Below are 15903 nucleotides of genomic sequence, written 5' to 3' on the forward strand. Positions count from 1 at the left end.
ACCGCGCTGTTTGACGATTTCTCGATGCAGCGCTTGCCAGCACGCAAACCCCTGACTATAGGGCAGCGCCTGTCTTGCCGGCGCTTCAAGCGTCGGCCCGGTCGGGGAGTAGCTCAGCCTGGTAGAGCACTGTCTTCGGGAGGCAGGGGCCGGAGGTTCGAATCCTCTCTCCCCGACCATTTAATTGCGCCGTCGGCCTGAGATTAATCGGGCGACGGACACAATCACATCGCGAAAATCAGCACGAAAAACGGCGTGACCCGAAAGTCACGCCGTTCTGATAGAGAAGTCCGATCCGCTTAAGCGGCGGCCTGACGCTTCTTGCGCTCGATCTCGATAAGTCGGTCCGCCATCTGCTGCCAAGCAGCTTCTGCGCGCAGGCAGCGCTCGCGGACATTGGTCAGGTCGGCCTTGCTGGCAGCATCGGCACTTTCCGCCGCGCGGGCGAGATAGAAATCACTGGTCGCTGACATTGCACGCTCCTTGCCGGCTGTGCGCGGGGGCCGCGGCGGCCCCAGCGTGAACTCTGATGGGAAGATTGGCGTTTTACCGTCTCCCCTGCCCCGCCCAGAAATCCTTGCGAGAAATCCTTGCGAGGCACACCCCCGACTGGACGAGCCAGCCAGGGAGAGCGTGCTGCTCAGGCTTCTTCGAGCTGCGTTGCCGAGGCCCGACCGCGCTGGTCGGTCGTGATCTCGAACTTCACGCGCTGATTCTTGTCGAGCGTGTGCATACCGGCCTGCTCGACCGCGCTGATATGGACGAAGCTGTCTTCACCGCCATCGTCGGGTGCGATAAAGCCATAGCCTTTGTCGGCGTTGAAGAATTTGACTGTGCCAATGGGCATGGGATCATTCCTTTTACATAAGAAACCCACCGAAACGCGCGTCCCGGTGGCGCTGGCCGAAGTATCAAAGGAAGAATCTGCTGCAATGGCATCAAAATCCGTCGAGGTGCGACGTTAGCGGATATTAGATGGTACCGATTGCCCGAAATGTCAATATTTTAGCATTTTTGCTTGATAACTTTGGCTATTTTATCGTCATATTTCCACTCAAACCGTGCGCGGCGCCAACTCGACTTTGCCAATCGAGCGCGGCCACCTCATGCCAGCCATGTTCACACCAGCGAAGCGATGATAGGTCGGGGCGACCACTCATCATCGCGAGCGAACGGCACCAGCGCATGACGGATCTTTCCCGCACCGACCTGAAGCTTCTCCATGAACTGCAGCAGGACGGCCGCATCACCAATCTGGCCCTCGCGGAGCGCGTGGGTATGTCGCCCAGCCCGTGCCTGCGCCATGTGCGGCGGCTGGAGGAAGAGGGCATCATCACCGGCTATACAGCGATCGTGGATCGCAAGCGCGTCGGCCTTGGCATCCTTGCCTATGTAGAGGTGAAGGTGCCCCAGACGCCCAGCGGCGCTGCCACGGGGTCCTCCAGCTCCTCGATTATCGAACAGTTCAAGGAGGCCGTGCTGAACGAGCCGGCAATCGTGAGTTGCGTCATCACGGCCGGGCAGTTCGATTTCCTGTTGAAAGTGCTGGCGCCGGATATGGATGCCTATGCCGAACTGGCCCAGCGCGTGCTGCTCAAGCTGCCGGGCGTCCGGGACATGCGCACCACCTTTGCACTGGATGTCGTCAAGGACAGCCCGGCGTTGCCGCTCAATGCGGCGTAATCGACCGCACCTGGTGCCAATGCGGGCTATATCCACCCGATAATCTGCTAATTTCGGTGTATAAAGATCATTCATGCCCGCATGAAGGTGATAGTCGTTCCTTATGAGCGCCACCGCGATTGACTATGGAGAGACCTGATGTGCGATGACCATCCTTGGCCCCAGGAAGGCCGCACCCGCATGATCGTGCCTGCCCCGGTGGGCAGGATCGGCACCGGCATGCCTGACCCGGAGCCGGACCTCATCCGCCAGATGGACGAGAATCACGTCTTCATGATGGGCGACAACCCCGCGCTGCCGCGCATGCCGAAACAGCCCAAGCTGATGGATTTCTTCAAATATCGCTTCAACGATATTGCCATCCGCCATCTGCTGACCAGCGCCAAGCGCGCGCTGGACGATGGGCAGGAAGAGAAGATCGTCCTTGCCTGCCTGCTGCACGACATCTCCAATGGCTGCTTCGTGCGCGCCGACCATGGCTATTGGGGCGCGCAGATGATTGCGCCTTATGTCTCCGAGGAGATCGCCTGGGCCGTGCAATATCACCAGCCGCTCCGCTATTTCGCGGATGAGTCGGTGGGATATGAATATCCGGAAAGCTATGATCGCTTCTTCGGGCCGGACTATGTTCCGCCCGAATATATCCAGCGCGATGCCGAATATGCCCGCAACCACAAATGGTACATGAGCTCGCGGCTAGTCACGATCTACGATTATTACTTCTTCGACCAGTCTCCGCCGATCGATCCCGAAGAGTTTACCGACATCATCGGGCGGCACTTCCGGGAGCCAGAAGAAGGCCTGGGCTTCGATCGCTCACCCACCGCGCACATGTGGCGCACGATGATCTGGCCGAACAACTTCCTATGATCGGTGCGCCGATCTTCACCGTTCGTGCTGAGTAGGCCCTGAGGAGCGCCGCAGGCGCGTATCGAAGAGCCGTATCGAAGCATCGCGGCGCACGGAGCAGGCCTTCGATACGCTGCTTCGACAGGCTCAGCAGCTACTCAGGACGAACGGAGGGCACGACCACACACCGCCAAACAGGAGCGGCGCCCTTCCCCGAGAAGAAGAGCGCCGCTGTGTCAGCCTGCCCTTATAAGGCAGTGCCAGTGGTGATCAGAAGTTGAAGCCGACCGAGAAGATCGCCTGCCGGGGCGCGATGTACGTCTCGAACCCTTGCGAGCTGCCATAAGGGTCGGAGAAGCGCGAGTTGACGCCCGTCGTATCAAACACATTGGTGACCGAAGCGCTGAAGTACACCGGCGCATGGTCCAGCGCATATTTCACGAACAGGTTGACCGTGTCGTAGGACGGCGTCTTGTCGTAGAAATCGTCGTTGAACACACGATAGAAGAACTGGCCGCGATAGAGATATTGCGCCCGCGCCGTGAGTTCGCCGGCCCCGAGCTGATCGGTGTAGGTGACCGCAATCGAGCCCTGGAACTTGGGCAACTTGGGCACCCGGTTGCCGTTGATATTCTCGCGAGCCGCTTCACGCGCCAGCACGGCGGGGTAGAAGTTGCTCCAGAACAGCCAGTCGGGATAGCCCGCCGCCGTCTGCGCTTCGTCGGCCTTCACCGGGTCGAGCGCGAGATAATCCTCGTCGAACTTGCCGCGCAGGAACGAGGCGGAGCCGTCGATCTTCAGCTTGCTGGTGACCGCCCAGGCCCCTTCCAACTCCAGGCCGTAGATATGCGCGCCGGGGGCGTTGGCCGTGCCTTCGCCATACAGGATCGCATCCTCGTCAAGGAACTGCATGTTGCTGTAGTCATAATAGAAAGCGGAGGCGTTGAAGGTCAGCGCATTGTTGAAGAAGCGGTTCTTGGAACCGATCTCGAACGAATTGACCGTCTCGGGCTTGTAGGTCGGTTGAATACCGGTCGCAAAGCCCAGCGACGAGGAGCTGTTGCCGCCTGCAGCCGAACTGTTGATGCCGCCCGGTTTGAAGCCGCGGGTGAAGCTGGCGTAGAGCAGATTTTCCGGCGTGATCTTGAAGTCCAGCGCCACCTTGCCTGTCCATTCCGTCGTGCTCAGGCCGTCCGTGGGGGTCGGCTGGAGAAAGGCGCCGGACGTGTAGCTTGCGGTGTCGCTGTTGCTGGCTCCCTGACCGCTATATTTGTCGCTGTTGTAACGGATGCCTGCCGTGAGGCTGAACTGCGATGAGAAGTCGTAGGTGCCCTGCACATAGGCGGCCCAGGCTTCACGCTTGATCGACGAGAGCTCCGCATAAGTGAGATTGCCGACCAGCGGGTCGTTATAGGGTGTGGTAACCGGCAGGACGGGCGGAACGAGATTGTCGTCACTGCCGCGATATTCGAGAATATACTGGTCGTTGGTCGACTGCAGATACACCGCACCAGCGATCCACTGGAACGGCCCCTCGTGCGTGGAGGAGATATTGAACTCCTGCGTCCAGCTCTTGGTGTTGCTCTCCCACATGGCCACGTGGTCGTAGCGGGTGCCGCCAAAGGTGAGCGGGCTGTAGGTCAGTGCCTCGAAGAGGTCGGCCGTCAGGCCGTCCGCATCCCAGCTCTGCTCGCTGTGGACCTTCTGGTAGCTGGTGATCGACTTCACCGTCGCGAAGCCGGCATCAAAGGCGACCACGCCGTAGTAAAGCTCTGTGTTCACCACCGACCGACCGGGATAATCCTGCGTGAGGCGCCGTGGATCGGGCTCAGGATCGAACACGTTCTTCTGCGCCGTGCCGTGGGTATTGCTGCGGTACTGAATCGTGTTCAGGCTGACCGAGATGCTGTCGGTAGGCTCCCAGAGCAGGGCCGCCTTCCAGCCGGTCTCATTGGCGTCATCCAGTTCATATTGGCCGAAGCCGACGACATCGGTCGCCACGGCATAACCGTCATGCTTCTGGTGCTGCCCAGCGACGCGCAGGGCGAGCGTATCGACCAGCGGTACGTTCACGCCGGCATTCATCTTCAGCATGTTGTAGTTGCCGATGCCGATCTCGCCATTCGCGCTGGATTCGCCCAGCACAGGCTGGCGGGACACGACATTGATCGTGCCGCCCGTCGAGCCCTGACCGAAGGTCGTGCCCTGCGGGCCACGCAGCACCTCGACCTGGGCCACGTCGATAAACGCCGCGTTGGCAGCGATGGAGTTGAAGATGTAGACGCCATCGACATGATAGGAGACGCCCGGCTGGGTGTTCGTGTTCTCCGGCGTTTCCGAGCCGATGCCGCGGATGGTGATGATGCGCTCGGCGCCGCCGCTCTTGGCGACCACGAGGCCGGGCACCGAGCCGTTGAGGCCGGTCACATCCGTGACGTTGGCCATGCTCAGCGTCTCTGCGGTCACGGCGGACACCGAGAGGTTGGCGCGCTGCAGGCTCACATCCACCTTGGAGGCGGTGATGACGATCTCGTCGCCATCATGTGCGCTCGCGCTATCCGCAGGCGCTTCCTGCGCGAAACCTGCGCTGGTCATCAGCGCGGCCATCGCCGCACCCGCCATGAAATATCCGTATGTCTTTCCTAGTCTGTCGCTCATTGTCGCGGTCCCCTTCTCGGCCTGACCTCGCGGCTCCTCTCCGGCGATTGTTCCGGCCCCGGTTTTCCCTGAGTGCCGCTGAGCCTGCATTGAGCCAGTTTTGGGGAACTTAATCTTGAGGCGGGGCGCAGAACTTGTTGATGCAAATGCGCCATGCTGCATTGCAGCACAGTCCGGGCGGGTGCTTGGCCTGCGCGCCCTATATAAGAAGCATCACCACCGGCTGGTCGGCGCGAACGCTGGCGGTGCGCCCACGCCCGCATTTGATTCGCGCACCGGACACTAATTTTGCATGTGCTGCCAAGACGGGAAGAAAGGGACGCTTTAGTCAGGCAGGATCAGATCCAGACGACGATAATGGCCTTGCAAGAGGAGCCGCGCTGACCATGTCCACGACGACGACCATAGCCCTGGAACCGGTACGGACCGACGCCGCCTGGCGCGGCGATACGCTGTCCCAATCTCAGGATTGGATCTACCGGCTCTCGGAGGATCAGGTTGCGGAACTGGAAACGCTGGGCACCCGGTTCGTAGAGGCCAATCCTGACCTGCGTTTCGTCTCCAAGCAGGATTATCCGCTGGTTGCCTGCGCCGACGCTGCCGCCGAATGGGGCCGCGACGTCGATTACGGCCGGGGCTTCGTGCTGGTGCGCGGCCTGCGCACCCATCTCTACTCAGACGCGCTCTCGGCGGCGATCTACTATATTCTGGGCCTGCACATGGGCGACCCCATCCGCCAGAACGAAATGGGCGACCTGATCGACCATGTCTACGCGACCTCCGACAAGACCATGGACGATCCCACCGCCCTCTCCTCCAAGGTGCGGGACAAGCTCGTCTACCACTCGGACAGCTCGGATATCGTGGCGCTGATGTGCCTGCGCCCAGCCAAGGAAGGCGGCGCATCCTGTCTCGTCTCGGGCGCGCAGATCTACAATGAGATCCTCGCCCGCCGGCCCGACCTGGCGCCCCTGCTGCTCGAGCCGTTCCACTGGGACTGGCGGCGGCAGGACCATAATGCGCCCGCCAACACTTACACCTCCCCCATCATCAGCATGGAAGAGGGTGTGTTCAGCATGTACGCCGGGTCGCTCTATATCCTTACCGCGCAGGATTATCCCGAAGCACCGCGCCTGACGCCCGAGCAGATCGAAGTGCTCAAGCTGTTCGACGACATCACCTATGAGCCGGGCATGGCCATCGAGATGGATTTCCGCCCCGGCGACATCCAGTGGCTCTCCAACTACGCCGCGCTGCACGCGCGCACATCGTTCAACGATTTCCCTGAACCGCAGCGCCGCCGCCACCTGCTTCGCCTGTGGCTGCACCGGGATTCCGGACGGCCTGTGGTCGAGAATTTCGGCAAGAATGGCGTCGTACAGCACCGCGAAAAGCCGCGCGACGGCGGTGAGGAGCATCCGGACGCACGATTCACCGTCGGCGCGATTTCCGTCCCCCGGCTGCTGTCCTGACCTGCCTGCTTCTCCCGCAAACATGAAGAAACCCCGGAAAGCACTGCTTTCCGGGGTCTTTTATTGCCGAGAGACGGGACGATCAGACCGCGGGAAAGCCCCCTGCAAAGGCGAAGTCGGCCACGGGCTTGCGGTCAGAGGGCTGCTCGCGCTCGCGCAGACCTTCGGGCAAGGTCGATGCATCGCCAATGCGCCCTACCGCAACGGCCGCCTCGATGCGAAAGTCTTCCGGCACGCTCAGCTCACTGCGGACCTTGTCGAAGTCGACTCCGGTCATGCCGTGCGTGTAAAGCCCGCTGAGCGTAGCCTGCACAGCGAGCATGCCCCATGCCGCGCCAGCATCGAAGGAATGGCTGTGCGATGCGGATTTCGGCGTGCCGTCCGGATTTCGCATCTGCGTGTCGGAAAGGATGATGATCAGCGCGCCGGCGCTTTCCGCCCAGCTCCGGTTGAACGGAATCAGCAGATCGAGGAACCGCGTCCAGTCCGCCCCGTCGCGCACGGCGTACAGGAACCGCCAGGGTTGCGCGTTGAACGCCGACGGCGCCCAGCGCGCGGCTTCGAACAACCGCAGCAACTCGCTTTCCGCCACCGCGCTGCCATCAAAGGCGCGCGGAGACCAGCGGCGGGTGAAGATGTCATCGATCTCGTGGTGGGTCGTCCTCGAGCCAGCGTCAGTCATATGTCAGCGTCTTCCTTGCTTTACAGCATGTTGATGATGGACGTGCTCTTACGCACGTCCGCGAAATTGAGGCGCAGGTTGAGCAGCGCCGCCTCATGCTCCTCATCCGTCACGGCGGCCATCGCGTCCAGCGTCGCAATGACCTTGTAGCCGCGCATATATGCATCGCGCGCGGTACTTTCACAGCAGACATTGGTCAGCGTTCCGGCGATGACCAGCATCTCGATGCCCCGCTCGCGCAGCTGCGCCTCAAGCTGGCCAGCCGGGCAGGCGAAAGCGCTATAGCGATATTTGTCGAGCACCACATCGCCCGTCTCCACCGCCATAGCCGGATGCAGGCCATGCGCCGGATACCCGGGGGTCAGGGCCTCCATGGCGGCCTGCACATAGGGATCGGCCCGAGCATATTGCCAGGGCGCCATGGCGAGCGGGGGATCGTCCGAGACGCTCTGCCGGGTCCAGAGGATCGGGCAGCCGGCTGCCCGCATCGCTATGGCGAGGAGGTTGACCGCCGGGATGATGTCCATCCCATGCGGATTGCCGAACACCGCGCCGGGGGCCAGGAAGGCCGTCTGCATGTCGATCACAACCAGCGCAGTCCGCTCCGGAACGATCGCCGAAAAGCTGTTCAGATAGCGCCCGCGCTCGATGGCCCATGCCGGCAGGCGGCTGTCATGCATCGGCGCTTGCCATCTCCTCGGCCGGGTAGGCGATGGAGAGGGAATAGTCCTTCCAACGCTCCATCTCTGCGCGCAGCAGATCGGTCTGCCCTTCGGCATAATGCAGCGCATCCTCACCCAGCAACAGGTGCATGGGCGGCTGCGGCGCGTCCAGCGCGGCGAGGATTGCGGCAGCGGCGCGGATCGGATCGCCCTTCTCCTTGCCGACGCCTTCCTTGAGCGACTGGCGGGCGAAATGGGCCGAGTCCTCATAATCGGCGATCATCCGGTCAGCGAGACGCAGCGATCCGCCCGCGAAATTGGTGCGCAGGCCACCCGGGGCGACATTGGTGACCTTGATGCCGAGCGGCGCGACCTCCTGCGCCAGCGTCTGCCCGATGCACTCCAGCGCATATTTGCTCGCCCCGTAGATGGACGTCCCCGCCCAAGGCGCGAGGCCACTGACGGAGGTGATGTTGACGATATGCCCCGCCTTCCGTGCGCGCATCGCCGGCAGCACCGACTGGATCATCGCAATCGCACCGAAGAGGTTGATGTCGAACAGCGCGCGCGCGTCATCCAGCGTGATTTCCTCGACGGCACCGATCAGCCCGTATCCGGCATTGTTCACCAGCCGGTCGACACTGCCCATGGTTTCCTCAGCGAGCGCCACGAGCGCGGCCGGCGCGGCCGGATCGCCGAAATCGAGGCCGTGCGCAAAGGAGCGCCCCGGCGCCAGCGCCGCGAAACGGGCGCACGCCTCGCCACTGCGCGACGTGCCGAAAACCTGGTCGCCCCGGTCGAGCGCGGCCTGGGCCAGCGCTTCGCCGAGACCGCCGCCAATACCTGTGATCAGCCAGTTCACCATGCGTCATCTACCTTGTTGAGAGTTGCTGCGCCCTGTGTACGCCCGTGGCGGCGCAGCGCTTTGCAAGGCAGACCGCAATTGTTGTCAGGGAGCGCACGCCGGCGCGCGGCGCATTGTGACGCGGCGCCGATCATGGTTGGGAGCGAGGCAGTTCAGAAGGAGGCCGGCATGGCGGTGGTGGTAGCAGGATCGATCAATGTGGACCTGATCCAGTCCGTGGATGCCCTCCCCCGGCCCGGCGAAACGGTGCTTGCCTTGCAGTCCGAGCGCCTGCCCGGCGGCAAGGGCGCCAATCAGGCCGTCGCCGCAGCGCGCGCAGGGGCGCAGACGCGCATGATCGGTGCGGTCGGCGAAGACGAATCCGGCGTCTGGATGACTGAGCAGCTCTCCGCCGCTGGAGTCGACACCCTCGCAGTGGTCGCCGTCGAAGGAGCGGCGACCGGCACAGCCTACATCACCGTCGACACGTCCGGCGAGAATCAGATCATCGTGGCGTCCGGCGCCAACGCCGCCTTGGCGCCCGCCATGGTCGATACCGTGGCAGACGCCGATATCCGCGTGGCTCAGCTCGAAGTGCCGGTCGAAACCGTCGCGGCCTTCTTCGCCGCATCGCCGGGAAAGCAGGCGGTGCGAGTCCTCAATGCGGCCCCTGCGGTGATCGACGCCAAACGCCTGTTTGCCTCCACGGACGTGCTGATCGTCAACCAGCATGAGCTGGCCGTCTATCTCGGCCGGCATGAGGAGCGAGCGACGCCGCAGGCCGCGCTGGCCGCGCGGACGTTGATCAGCCGCGACGATCAGCTCGTCATCGTCACGCTCGGCGCATCCGGTTCGGTAGCGGTGCGGGCGGGCAGCGCTGTGCATGTTCCGGCCTTTCCGGTCGTGCCGCGCGACGCCGTGGGCGCGGGCGACTGCTTTGTCGGCGCGCTGTGCGCCATGCTCGATCGCGCCGGCGACGCTCGGCCAACGGACGAGGCCCTGCTGATCTTCGCCAATGCCGCGGCCGCCCTGTGCACGCAAAAGCCCGGTGCCGTGCCCGCCATGCCACTGCGTAGCGACGTGGAAGCCTTCATCGCCGCCCATCCGAACGAGGGCCGACCAATATAATATGCGCGAATGATCAAGAACGGATCGGTCCGCGCGATAAGGTGGGCGTGCCAATAAGGTCACGGGATTGAGATTATGAGCGAGATTACGCCGACGCCCTTCGGGTTGCCCTCCGACACAGGAGGAAAGGATTTGGGCGTGTTCCTTCCCATCGCCAACGGCGGATGGATCCTCTCGAAAAACAAGCCGCACATCGATGCGTCCTACAGCTACTGCCGCGATGCGGCGGTGCTGACGGAAAAGCACGGGCTCGATTTCGCGATGGCGATGGCCAAGTACCGCGGCTTCGGCGGTGAGACCGAACATTGGGACTATCAGCTCGATTCCTACCTCACCATTGCCGGCGTGGCGGAAGCGACCAGCCGGGTGAAGGTGTGGGGCACGGTTCACACGCTCCTGCAGAATCCAGGCGTTGTCGCCAAGATGGTCGCCACGCTGGACCAGATCAGCGGGGGCCGCGCCGGCCTCAACATCGTCACCGGCTCCTATAAGGACGAGTTCGCGCAGATGGGCGCGTGGCGCGACGATGTGAACCATGATGAGCGCTATGACCTCGCTTATGAATGGATCCAGGCGATCAAGGCGCTGTGGACCGGCGAAACCGTCACGAAGGAAGGCAAATATTTCTCGCTGGAGGATTGTCGCTCGCTGCCGACACCCTCCACCCGCCCCTTCCTCGTCTGCGCCGGCACCTCCGGCAAGGGCATGCGCTTTTCGGCTGACGAGGTGGATGCGATCTTCCTCTCCGGCGGCACCCCGGAAGAACTCAAGACCGCCAGTGAGAAGGCCAAGGCCGTCGCTGCCGACATCGGCAAGCCGATCCGCACCTATTCGATGATGACGCCCGTGTTTGGCGAGACCGATGCGGAAGCGGAAGCCTTTGCGCAATCCATCCGCGACGGCTTCGACGAAGGCGCGTTGCACGGCATGATGCGCGCCTACGGCTTCCTCGACAGCGAGATCGGCAAGGAAAACGACTTCACCCGCAAGAGCCGGGCCGGCTTCATGACCCCCCATGTCATCGGCACGCCCGAGACGGTGGTCGAGAAGCTCACCGAACTGTTCGAGGTTTCCGGTACGGACGGGCTGATGCTGATCTTCCCCGATTACATGAAGGACATCCCGATCTTCGGCGAGCGTGTCCTCCCGGTCCTGCGCGAGCGCTTCCCCGGCAAGGTTCCGGTCCATGCCTGACGCGGCGCTCGTGGACATTCCCCACGTCGCCGCCAGCGATCTGGCGGGGATGATCGCGCCCGAGCGCACCGCGCTGGTGCTGGTGGATATCCAGAACGACTGGGCCGCCCCCGAGGGCCTGCTCGGGCAGCATGGGGTGGATCTCTCCGCACCCCATGCTGCCATCGACAAGGCCGAGGAGCTGGTCGCCGCGGCGCGTGCGGCTGGCGTCACGCTCGCCTTCGTGCGGGTGGTGACGACGCCCGAAACCGATTCCGAGGCGCTCAAGACCTTCTACACGCGTCGCGGCGAACCCGGCGGACAGGTCATCTGCCGCAAGGGCTATGGAGCCGACTATTATCGGCTCTTGCCCGAGCCGGGCGATATCGAGGTCGAGAAGGTTCTCTACGATTGCTTCCACGGCACCGACTTTGAAGCCCAGCTCAACGAGCGCGGCATCGACACGTTGCTGATTACGGGACTGAGCACTGACTGCTGCGTTGACGCCGCAGCCCGCTCGGCCTTCCACCGCAATTTCAATGTGTTTGTCGTATCGGACGCCACTGCCGCCTATGAGCCCGGACTGCATGAAGCGACGCTCAAGGTGCTCAGCAAGAACTGCGCCCTGATGGTCACCACGCAAGCCGCCAAAACGGCCTGGACGCTATGACCCCGCCGCCGGCGATCGCCCTCGACGCCGCGAACGGCCCTCTCAGCGAAGCGCCCGCACTGAACAAAAGCAGGACCGGCGTGCTGATCGCCGCCACGGCGGGCAATGCGCTCGGCAAGACCGCCACGGTTCATGCGGTTTTCGGCACCTTCCTCGTGCCCCTCTCTCAGGAATTCGGCTGGGCACGATCGAGCATTTCGATGGTGCTGGCGATCCTAGCCGTCGTGAGCGCATGCATCTATCCGCTCGCCGGCCGCTATGCCGATCGGCATGGCACCCGCAACATGGTGCTGTTGGGCAATGTGCTGTTCGCCGCTTCGGTCGCCTGCCTTGCGCTCACGAACGGCAACCTCATGCTGTTCTACCTCAACTTTCTCGCGATCAGCCTGTTCGGCTCGCTGCCCGCTACCTCGGTCTTCTCGCGCCTGGTGGCGGAATGGTTCGACACCAATCGGGGCACCGCGCTTGGCGTGAGCGCAGGGCTCGGCAACGGCATTGGCTCGGTCTGCGTGCCGATCATGACCGCGCTGATCGTCTCCACAGCCGGCTGGCGCGCGGGCTATCTGGGGATCGGCGCACTGATCCTGTGCGTCGGCTTTCCGATCTTTTTCTTCCTACTGCGCGATGCACCGCGCCCGGCAGCGCCGAGCAACCCATCGGAGACAGCCGTCCCCGCCGTGGACGGCATGACCCTGCGTGAAGCCATCGGCACCGCACCATTCTGGCTGATGCTCATCGCCATCGCGGCCGGTGGCGGGACCATGATCGCCGTGCTGAGCCATGTCGTGCCCATTCTGGCGGATCGTGGCTATGGCCTTGGCACCGGCACCGCCATCGTCAGCATCTTCGCGCTCACTGGCTCGCTCTGGCAGATCTTCACCGGGCGCGTGCTCGACAAGAGCCGCGGGCCGCGCGTGGTCGTGCCGATGTATGCGCTGGCCATTCTCGGCCTGCTGCTGCTCGAATTTTCGCCCTTCGGCGCCCTTCTGCCCGTTGCCGGCCTGTGCCTTGGCATTGCGCTCGGCGCCCAGTTCGGCGCGCTGCCTTACTTCATCGCCCAATATTTCGGGCTGCGCAGCTTTGGCGTCATCATCGGCGTCATGTATTCGGCTGTCATCGGCGCGCAGGGCATCACGCCGGTGCTGATGGACCTGAGCTACGACATGATCGGCCATTATCGCGCTGCGGTGGTCGTCGCCGTCGGCGTGATGGCCGTCGGCAGCCTGCTGCTTTTCCTGCTTCCGCCCTATGCCGCCAACACCGGATCGTCTGCTCCCGCCGAATGAGACGGGACGGCGGCCCGCCAAGCGAGAGGACGCCCCACGTCAAGACACCGGCACACCCAAACCGGCATCTTCCAGGCACTTACTCCAGATAGGCGAGTCGCTGCATGACCTATGAAGGACGGAAAAAATACCTGGCGCTGACGGCGTTCTGCCTGCTGTTTTTCATGCTGAACGCCTTCACATTCAACGGGCTTGGCGTCGTGCTCCCCTATATGGTCGAGGAGATGGGCTGGCCCTGGGCCGTCGCCGGCCTTGGCTTCACCTTCCTGGGCGTGGCCTGCGGCTTGTCCAGCCTTGCACCCGCTATCTCGATCCGGCGCCTCGGCGTTTCCCGCACGATGATGATCGGTGGCGCGCTTCTCCTCATCGGCTTCACCTGCCTGGCCGTTACCAAAACGGCGATGGTCTACTTCATCGGCACGGCGTTCGCCGGCGTCGGCTTCTCCATGTGCGGCACCACGGGCGGCGTGAACGTCATTTCCCACTCCTTCGAGAAGCGCTCGACCGCCATGGGCGTGTACTTCACCGCTGGCGGCATGGGCGCAGTTGTCGGGCCGCTGATCGCGTTTTCCACGCAGGCGATCACCGGCGAGTGGCGCCATTACTGGTGGACGGCCGCCATTGCCGCCGTGCTGCTCTCGATGTTCGCCGCCCTCGTCACCAGCGACCGGCCCGGTGATGCCGAGGTTGCGCCCAAGCCCCGGAAAGCCATGGCCACGGACGGCTGGACGGCACGGGCCGCGATGCGCACCGCGCAATATTACATCGTGGTCGGCGTCTACACCTCATTCCTGCTGATCAACACCACCGTCCACGGCTTTGCGGTGAAGCATCTGACGGAGACCGGCCTGACCATGGGTGCGGCCGCCACCGTGATGAGCGGCATTGCCCTCGTCAGCGCCGCCGGATCGATGATCGCCGGCATGGCGGGCGAGAAAATCGGCGCGCGCGAGCTCACCTTGCTCTCCATCACCTCCACCTCGCTCGGTGTGCTGGCGCTGATGATCGGCGGCAATCTGTTCGTCGTCTCGCTGGCCGTGATCGGACTGGGTGTGGGCTTCGGCTTCAGCTATGTCAGCACGGCCATGTTGATGCTCAACCTGTTCGGCAAGCGCGCCAATCTCGAGCTCTATTCCACGATGAGCTTGATCTCCACCGCTGCCGCCATCGGCCCGGCGCTGGGCGGCGTCATTCGCGACGAAACGGGCGGGTTCTCGTTTGTCTTCCTCGGCTGCGCCCTGCTCGGCTTCATCTTCGTCGGAGCCCTGCTCTTGCTCCGCACCCCGGAGCTCCCCCAACAAGACACAGCGGAGGATGCCGAGCCCGCCTTGGCAGCATGACATGACCCAAGCCCAGCCCAAACCCGCTCCGATGTTCGCCCATCCTGCCACGGCTCCCTATCAGGTGACCGAAGCCGAGAAGGACGCTCTCGCCGCCGCCATCGATTCCGATGAGCTGGTCGCCCTCGCCCTTGAACTCGGCAACATTCCGAGCCGCTCGCGTGAGGAAGCCGCCGCCGCGCAATATGTCTATGACTGGATGGATCGCGAAGGCTTCCAGCCCCGCCGCGCCGGCGCCACACCTGAGCGACCCAATATCATCGGCGAGTATGGCGGCTTGGGTACGGGCGCCAACCTGCTCTTCACCGCCCATCTCGATACGGAAAGCCCGAGCGGCGACCTCTCGCAGGATAAGTTCCGCTATCGCGAAACGACGATGCGCGACCCGGAATGGACGCAGTGCTGGCTCGACGAGGACGGGCGCCTGCGCGGCTTCCCCATCTCCAACGATCGCGGGCCGATGGCCTGTTTCCTGATGGCGGCCAAGGCGCTGAAGAAGGCGGGCATCGGCCTTGCGGGCAAAACCTGGCTCACCGCCTGCCCCGGCGAGATCGGCCCCGAGCCGATCGAGGAATTCTCCGGCATCGACTATCTCGGCAAGGATATCGGCGCGCATTATCTGTTCCACCATGGCGGCGTCGCGCCCGATTATGCCATTGCCGCCGAAGGCACGGATTTCGGCCTGACCTGGCAGGGCTGCGGCTATGCCCTCTTCCGCGTGCGCATCTTCGGCACGGGCATGTTCACGCCGATCCTGGAGACGCCGGAGACCGTCGCCCAGCACCTCAACCCCATCTACAAGCTCGGCCCGGTGATCGACGCGCTGCACCAGTGGGGCCGGCAGTGGGAAGCCCAGGGCGTGTTCGAGACGGCGGGTGGCCTCTCCCTCCCCAAGACGCAGATCGCGTCCGTGCGTGCTGGCGCGCCGACCGACTATGGCGCCGGCACCGAGGTGTGCGCCGTCTATGTGGAAGTGTGCCTCGCACCCGGGCAAAAGTCGGCGCAGGCCTATCACCAGATCGTCGCGGCGATGCGCACGCTCGATCTCGACAGCTTCGATGTCGAGCCAATGGTCGTCCGCCACGGTTTCGTTGCCGACGCGGACGAAGTCGCGCCACTCGCCGGCGCGGTGGATGCCGCTACGCGCCTCGCTCGGCAGGCGCCGGTGGAGCGCGCGCATCCTATCTATTCCAGCATGTGGCGCGACCATAATGTGTTCAACATGCAGGGCATTCCCGCCATCACGACCGGCATGCCACGCTGGCGCCCGGCACCCGAGGATCTGCACTCCAGCGCTCTCATCTATGCACTGACCATGCTGGCCGTATGCGGACGCTCCGAGCACGCACCAAATTCTGCTGCGATTTCATCTGTTTACGGGGGCAGGGATGACCCATTCTGAAACAGCCGCCGCGTGATGGATTGACCGGGCTCTCTCAGGCGCGCATCTTGGCGG

General features: G+C 63.5%; 15 protein-coding genes and 1 tRNA gene. 10 read left to right on the plus strand and 6 right to left on the minus strand.

Features of this window, described 5'->3' with window-relative positions:
• Nucleotides 1–102 precede the first annotated feature (102 nt).
• Nucleotides 103–179, plus strand: a tRNA-Pro gene (locus M2339_RS08815).
• A 120-nt stretch (nucleotides 180–299) separates the two neighbouring features.
• Here M2339_RS08815 and M2339_RS08820 read toward each other — a convergent pair.
• Together M2339_RS08820 and M2339_RS08825 are read right to left on the minus strand one after the other, a co-directional pair.
• Complete coding sequence (locus M2339_RS08820) at nucleotides 300–473, minus strand: hypothetical protein (RefSeq protein ID WP_264586869.1); 174 nt, start codon at nucleotides 471–473, stop codon at nucleotides 300–302.
• A 167-nt stretch (nucleotides 474–640) separates the two neighbouring features.
• Nucleotides 641–847 (minus strand): cold-shock protein, encoded by a 207-nt coding sequence (locus M2339_RS08825; RefSeq protein ID WP_181559162.1) that lies wholly within the window; start codon nucleotides 845–847, stop codon nucleotides 641–643.
• A 338-nt stretch (nucleotides 848–1185) separates the two neighbouring features.
• Between M2339_RS08825 and M2339_RS08830 the strand changes: the two genes are divergently transcribed.
• Together M2339_RS08830 and M2339_RS08835 are read left to right on the plus strand one after the other, a co-directional pair.
• Nucleotides 1186–1683: an Lrp/AsnC family transcriptional regulator gene (locus M2339_RS08830; protein WP_181559161.1), complete on the plus strand. Its 498-nt coding sequence runs from the start codon at nucleotides 1186–1188 to the stop codon at nucleotides 1681–1683.
• 180 nt (nucleotides 1684–1863) lie between these two features.
• On the plus strand, nucleotides 1864–2553 hold the full coding sequence (locus M2339_RS08835; RefSeq protein WP_264606303.1) for an HD domain-containing protein: 690 nt from the start codon (nucleotides 1864–1866) through the stop codon (nucleotides 2551–2553).
• Between the two features lie 249 nt (nucleotides 2554–2802).
• On the opposite strand, the gene M2339_RS08840 is transcribed toward M2339_RS08835, so the two are convergent.
• Nucleotides 2803–5190 (minus strand): TonB-dependent receptor, encoded by a 2388-nt coding sequence (locus M2339_RS08840; RefSeq protein WP_264586868.1) that lies wholly within the window; start codon nucleotides 5188–5190, stop codon nucleotides 2803–2805.
• Between the two features lie 386 nt (nucleotides 5191–5576).
• Here M2339_RS08840 and M2339_RS08845 point away from each other — a divergent pair, with 386 nt between their 5' ends.
• Complete coding sequence (locus M2339_RS08845) at nucleotides 5577–6662, plus strand: TauD/TfdA family dioxygenase (protein WP_264569838.1); 1086 nt, start codon at nucleotides 5577–5579, stop codon at nucleotides 6660–6662.
• Between the two features lie 82 nt (nucleotides 6663–6744).
• Here the strand turns inward: M2339_RS08845 and M2339_RS08850 are convergent, their stop codons facing one another.
• The 3 genes from M2339_RS08850 to M2339_RS08860 are packed head-to-tail and all read right to left on the minus strand — an operon-like array spanning nucleotide 6745 to nucleotide 8871.
• Entirely contained in the window at nucleotides 6745–7344 is a 600-nt protein-coding gene (locus tag M2339_RS08850; RefSeq protein WP_264569837.1) for a nitroreductase family protein, read from the minus strand.
• A 20-nt stretch (nucleotides 7345–7364) separates the two neighbouring features.
• Entirely contained in the window at nucleotides 7365–8024 is a 660-nt protein-coding gene (locus tag M2339_RS08855) for a cysteine hydrolase family protein (protein WP_264569836.1), read from the minus strand.
• The gene (locus M2339_RS08860; protein WP_264569835.1) at nucleotides 8017–8871 is read right to left on the minus strand and encodes an oxidoreductase; all 855 of its coding nucleotides are present in this window, start codon (nucleotides 8869–8871) and stop codon (nucleotides 8017–8019) included. Before M2339_RS08860 ends, M2339_RS08855 begins: the two co-directional genes overlap by 8 nt.
• A 168-nt stretch (nucleotides 8872–9039) precedes the next feature.
• Between M2339_RS08860 and M2339_RS08865 the strand changes: the two genes are divergently transcribed.
• The 6 genes from M2339_RS08865 to M2339_RS08890 all read left to right on the plus strand — a co-directional run bounded on the left by M2339_RS08865 (nucleotide 9040) and on the right by M2339_RS08890 (nucleotide 15849).
• Nucleotides 9040–9978: a ribokinase gene (locus M2339_RS08865; RefSeq protein ID WP_264569834.1), complete on the plus strand. Its 939-nt coding sequence runs from the start codon at nucleotides 9040–9042 to the stop codon at nucleotides 9976–9978.
• 75 nt (nucleotides 9979–10053) lie between these two features.
• On the plus strand, nucleotides 10054–11172 hold the full coding sequence (locus M2339_RS08870) for an LLM class flavin-dependent oxidoreductase (protein WP_181559154.1): 1119 nt from the start codon (nucleotides 10054–10056) through the stop codon (nucleotides 11170–11172).
• A complete protein-coding gene (locus M2339_RS08875; RefSeq protein ID WP_264586867.1) occupies nucleotides 11165–11821 on the plus strand; it encodes a cysteine hydrolase family protein in 657 nt (218 codons plus the stop codon). Before M2339_RS08870 ends, M2339_RS08875 begins: the two co-directional genes overlap by 8 nt.
• Complete coding sequence (locus M2339_RS08880; RefSeq protein WP_264606304.1) at nucleotides 11818–13107, plus strand: MFS transporter; 1290 nt, start codon at nucleotides 11818–11820, stop codon at nucleotides 13105–13107. Before M2339_RS08875 ends, M2339_RS08880 begins: the two co-directional genes overlap by 4 nt.
• 104 nt (nucleotides 13108–13211) lie before the next feature.
• The gene (locus tag M2339_RS08885; RefSeq protein WP_264586865.1) at nucleotides 13212–14447 is read left to right on the plus strand and encodes a CynX/NimT family MFS transporter; all 1236 of its coding nucleotides are present in this window, start codon (nucleotides 13212–13214) and stop codon (nucleotides 14445–14447) included.
• 31 nt (nucleotides 14448–14478) lie between these two features.
• On the plus strand, nucleotides 14479–15849 hold the full coding sequence (locus M2339_RS08890; protein WP_264606305.1) for a peptidase M20: 1371 nt from the start codon (nucleotides 14479–14481) through the stop codon (nucleotides 15847–15849).
• Nucleotides 15850–15903: the final 54 nt, after the last annotated feature.

Source organism: Sphingobium sp. B2D3C, assembly GCF_025961835.1.
In the GTDB taxonomy this organism is placed as follows: Bacteria; Pseudomonadota; Alphaproteobacteria; order Sphingomonadales; family Sphingomonadaceae; genus Sphingobium.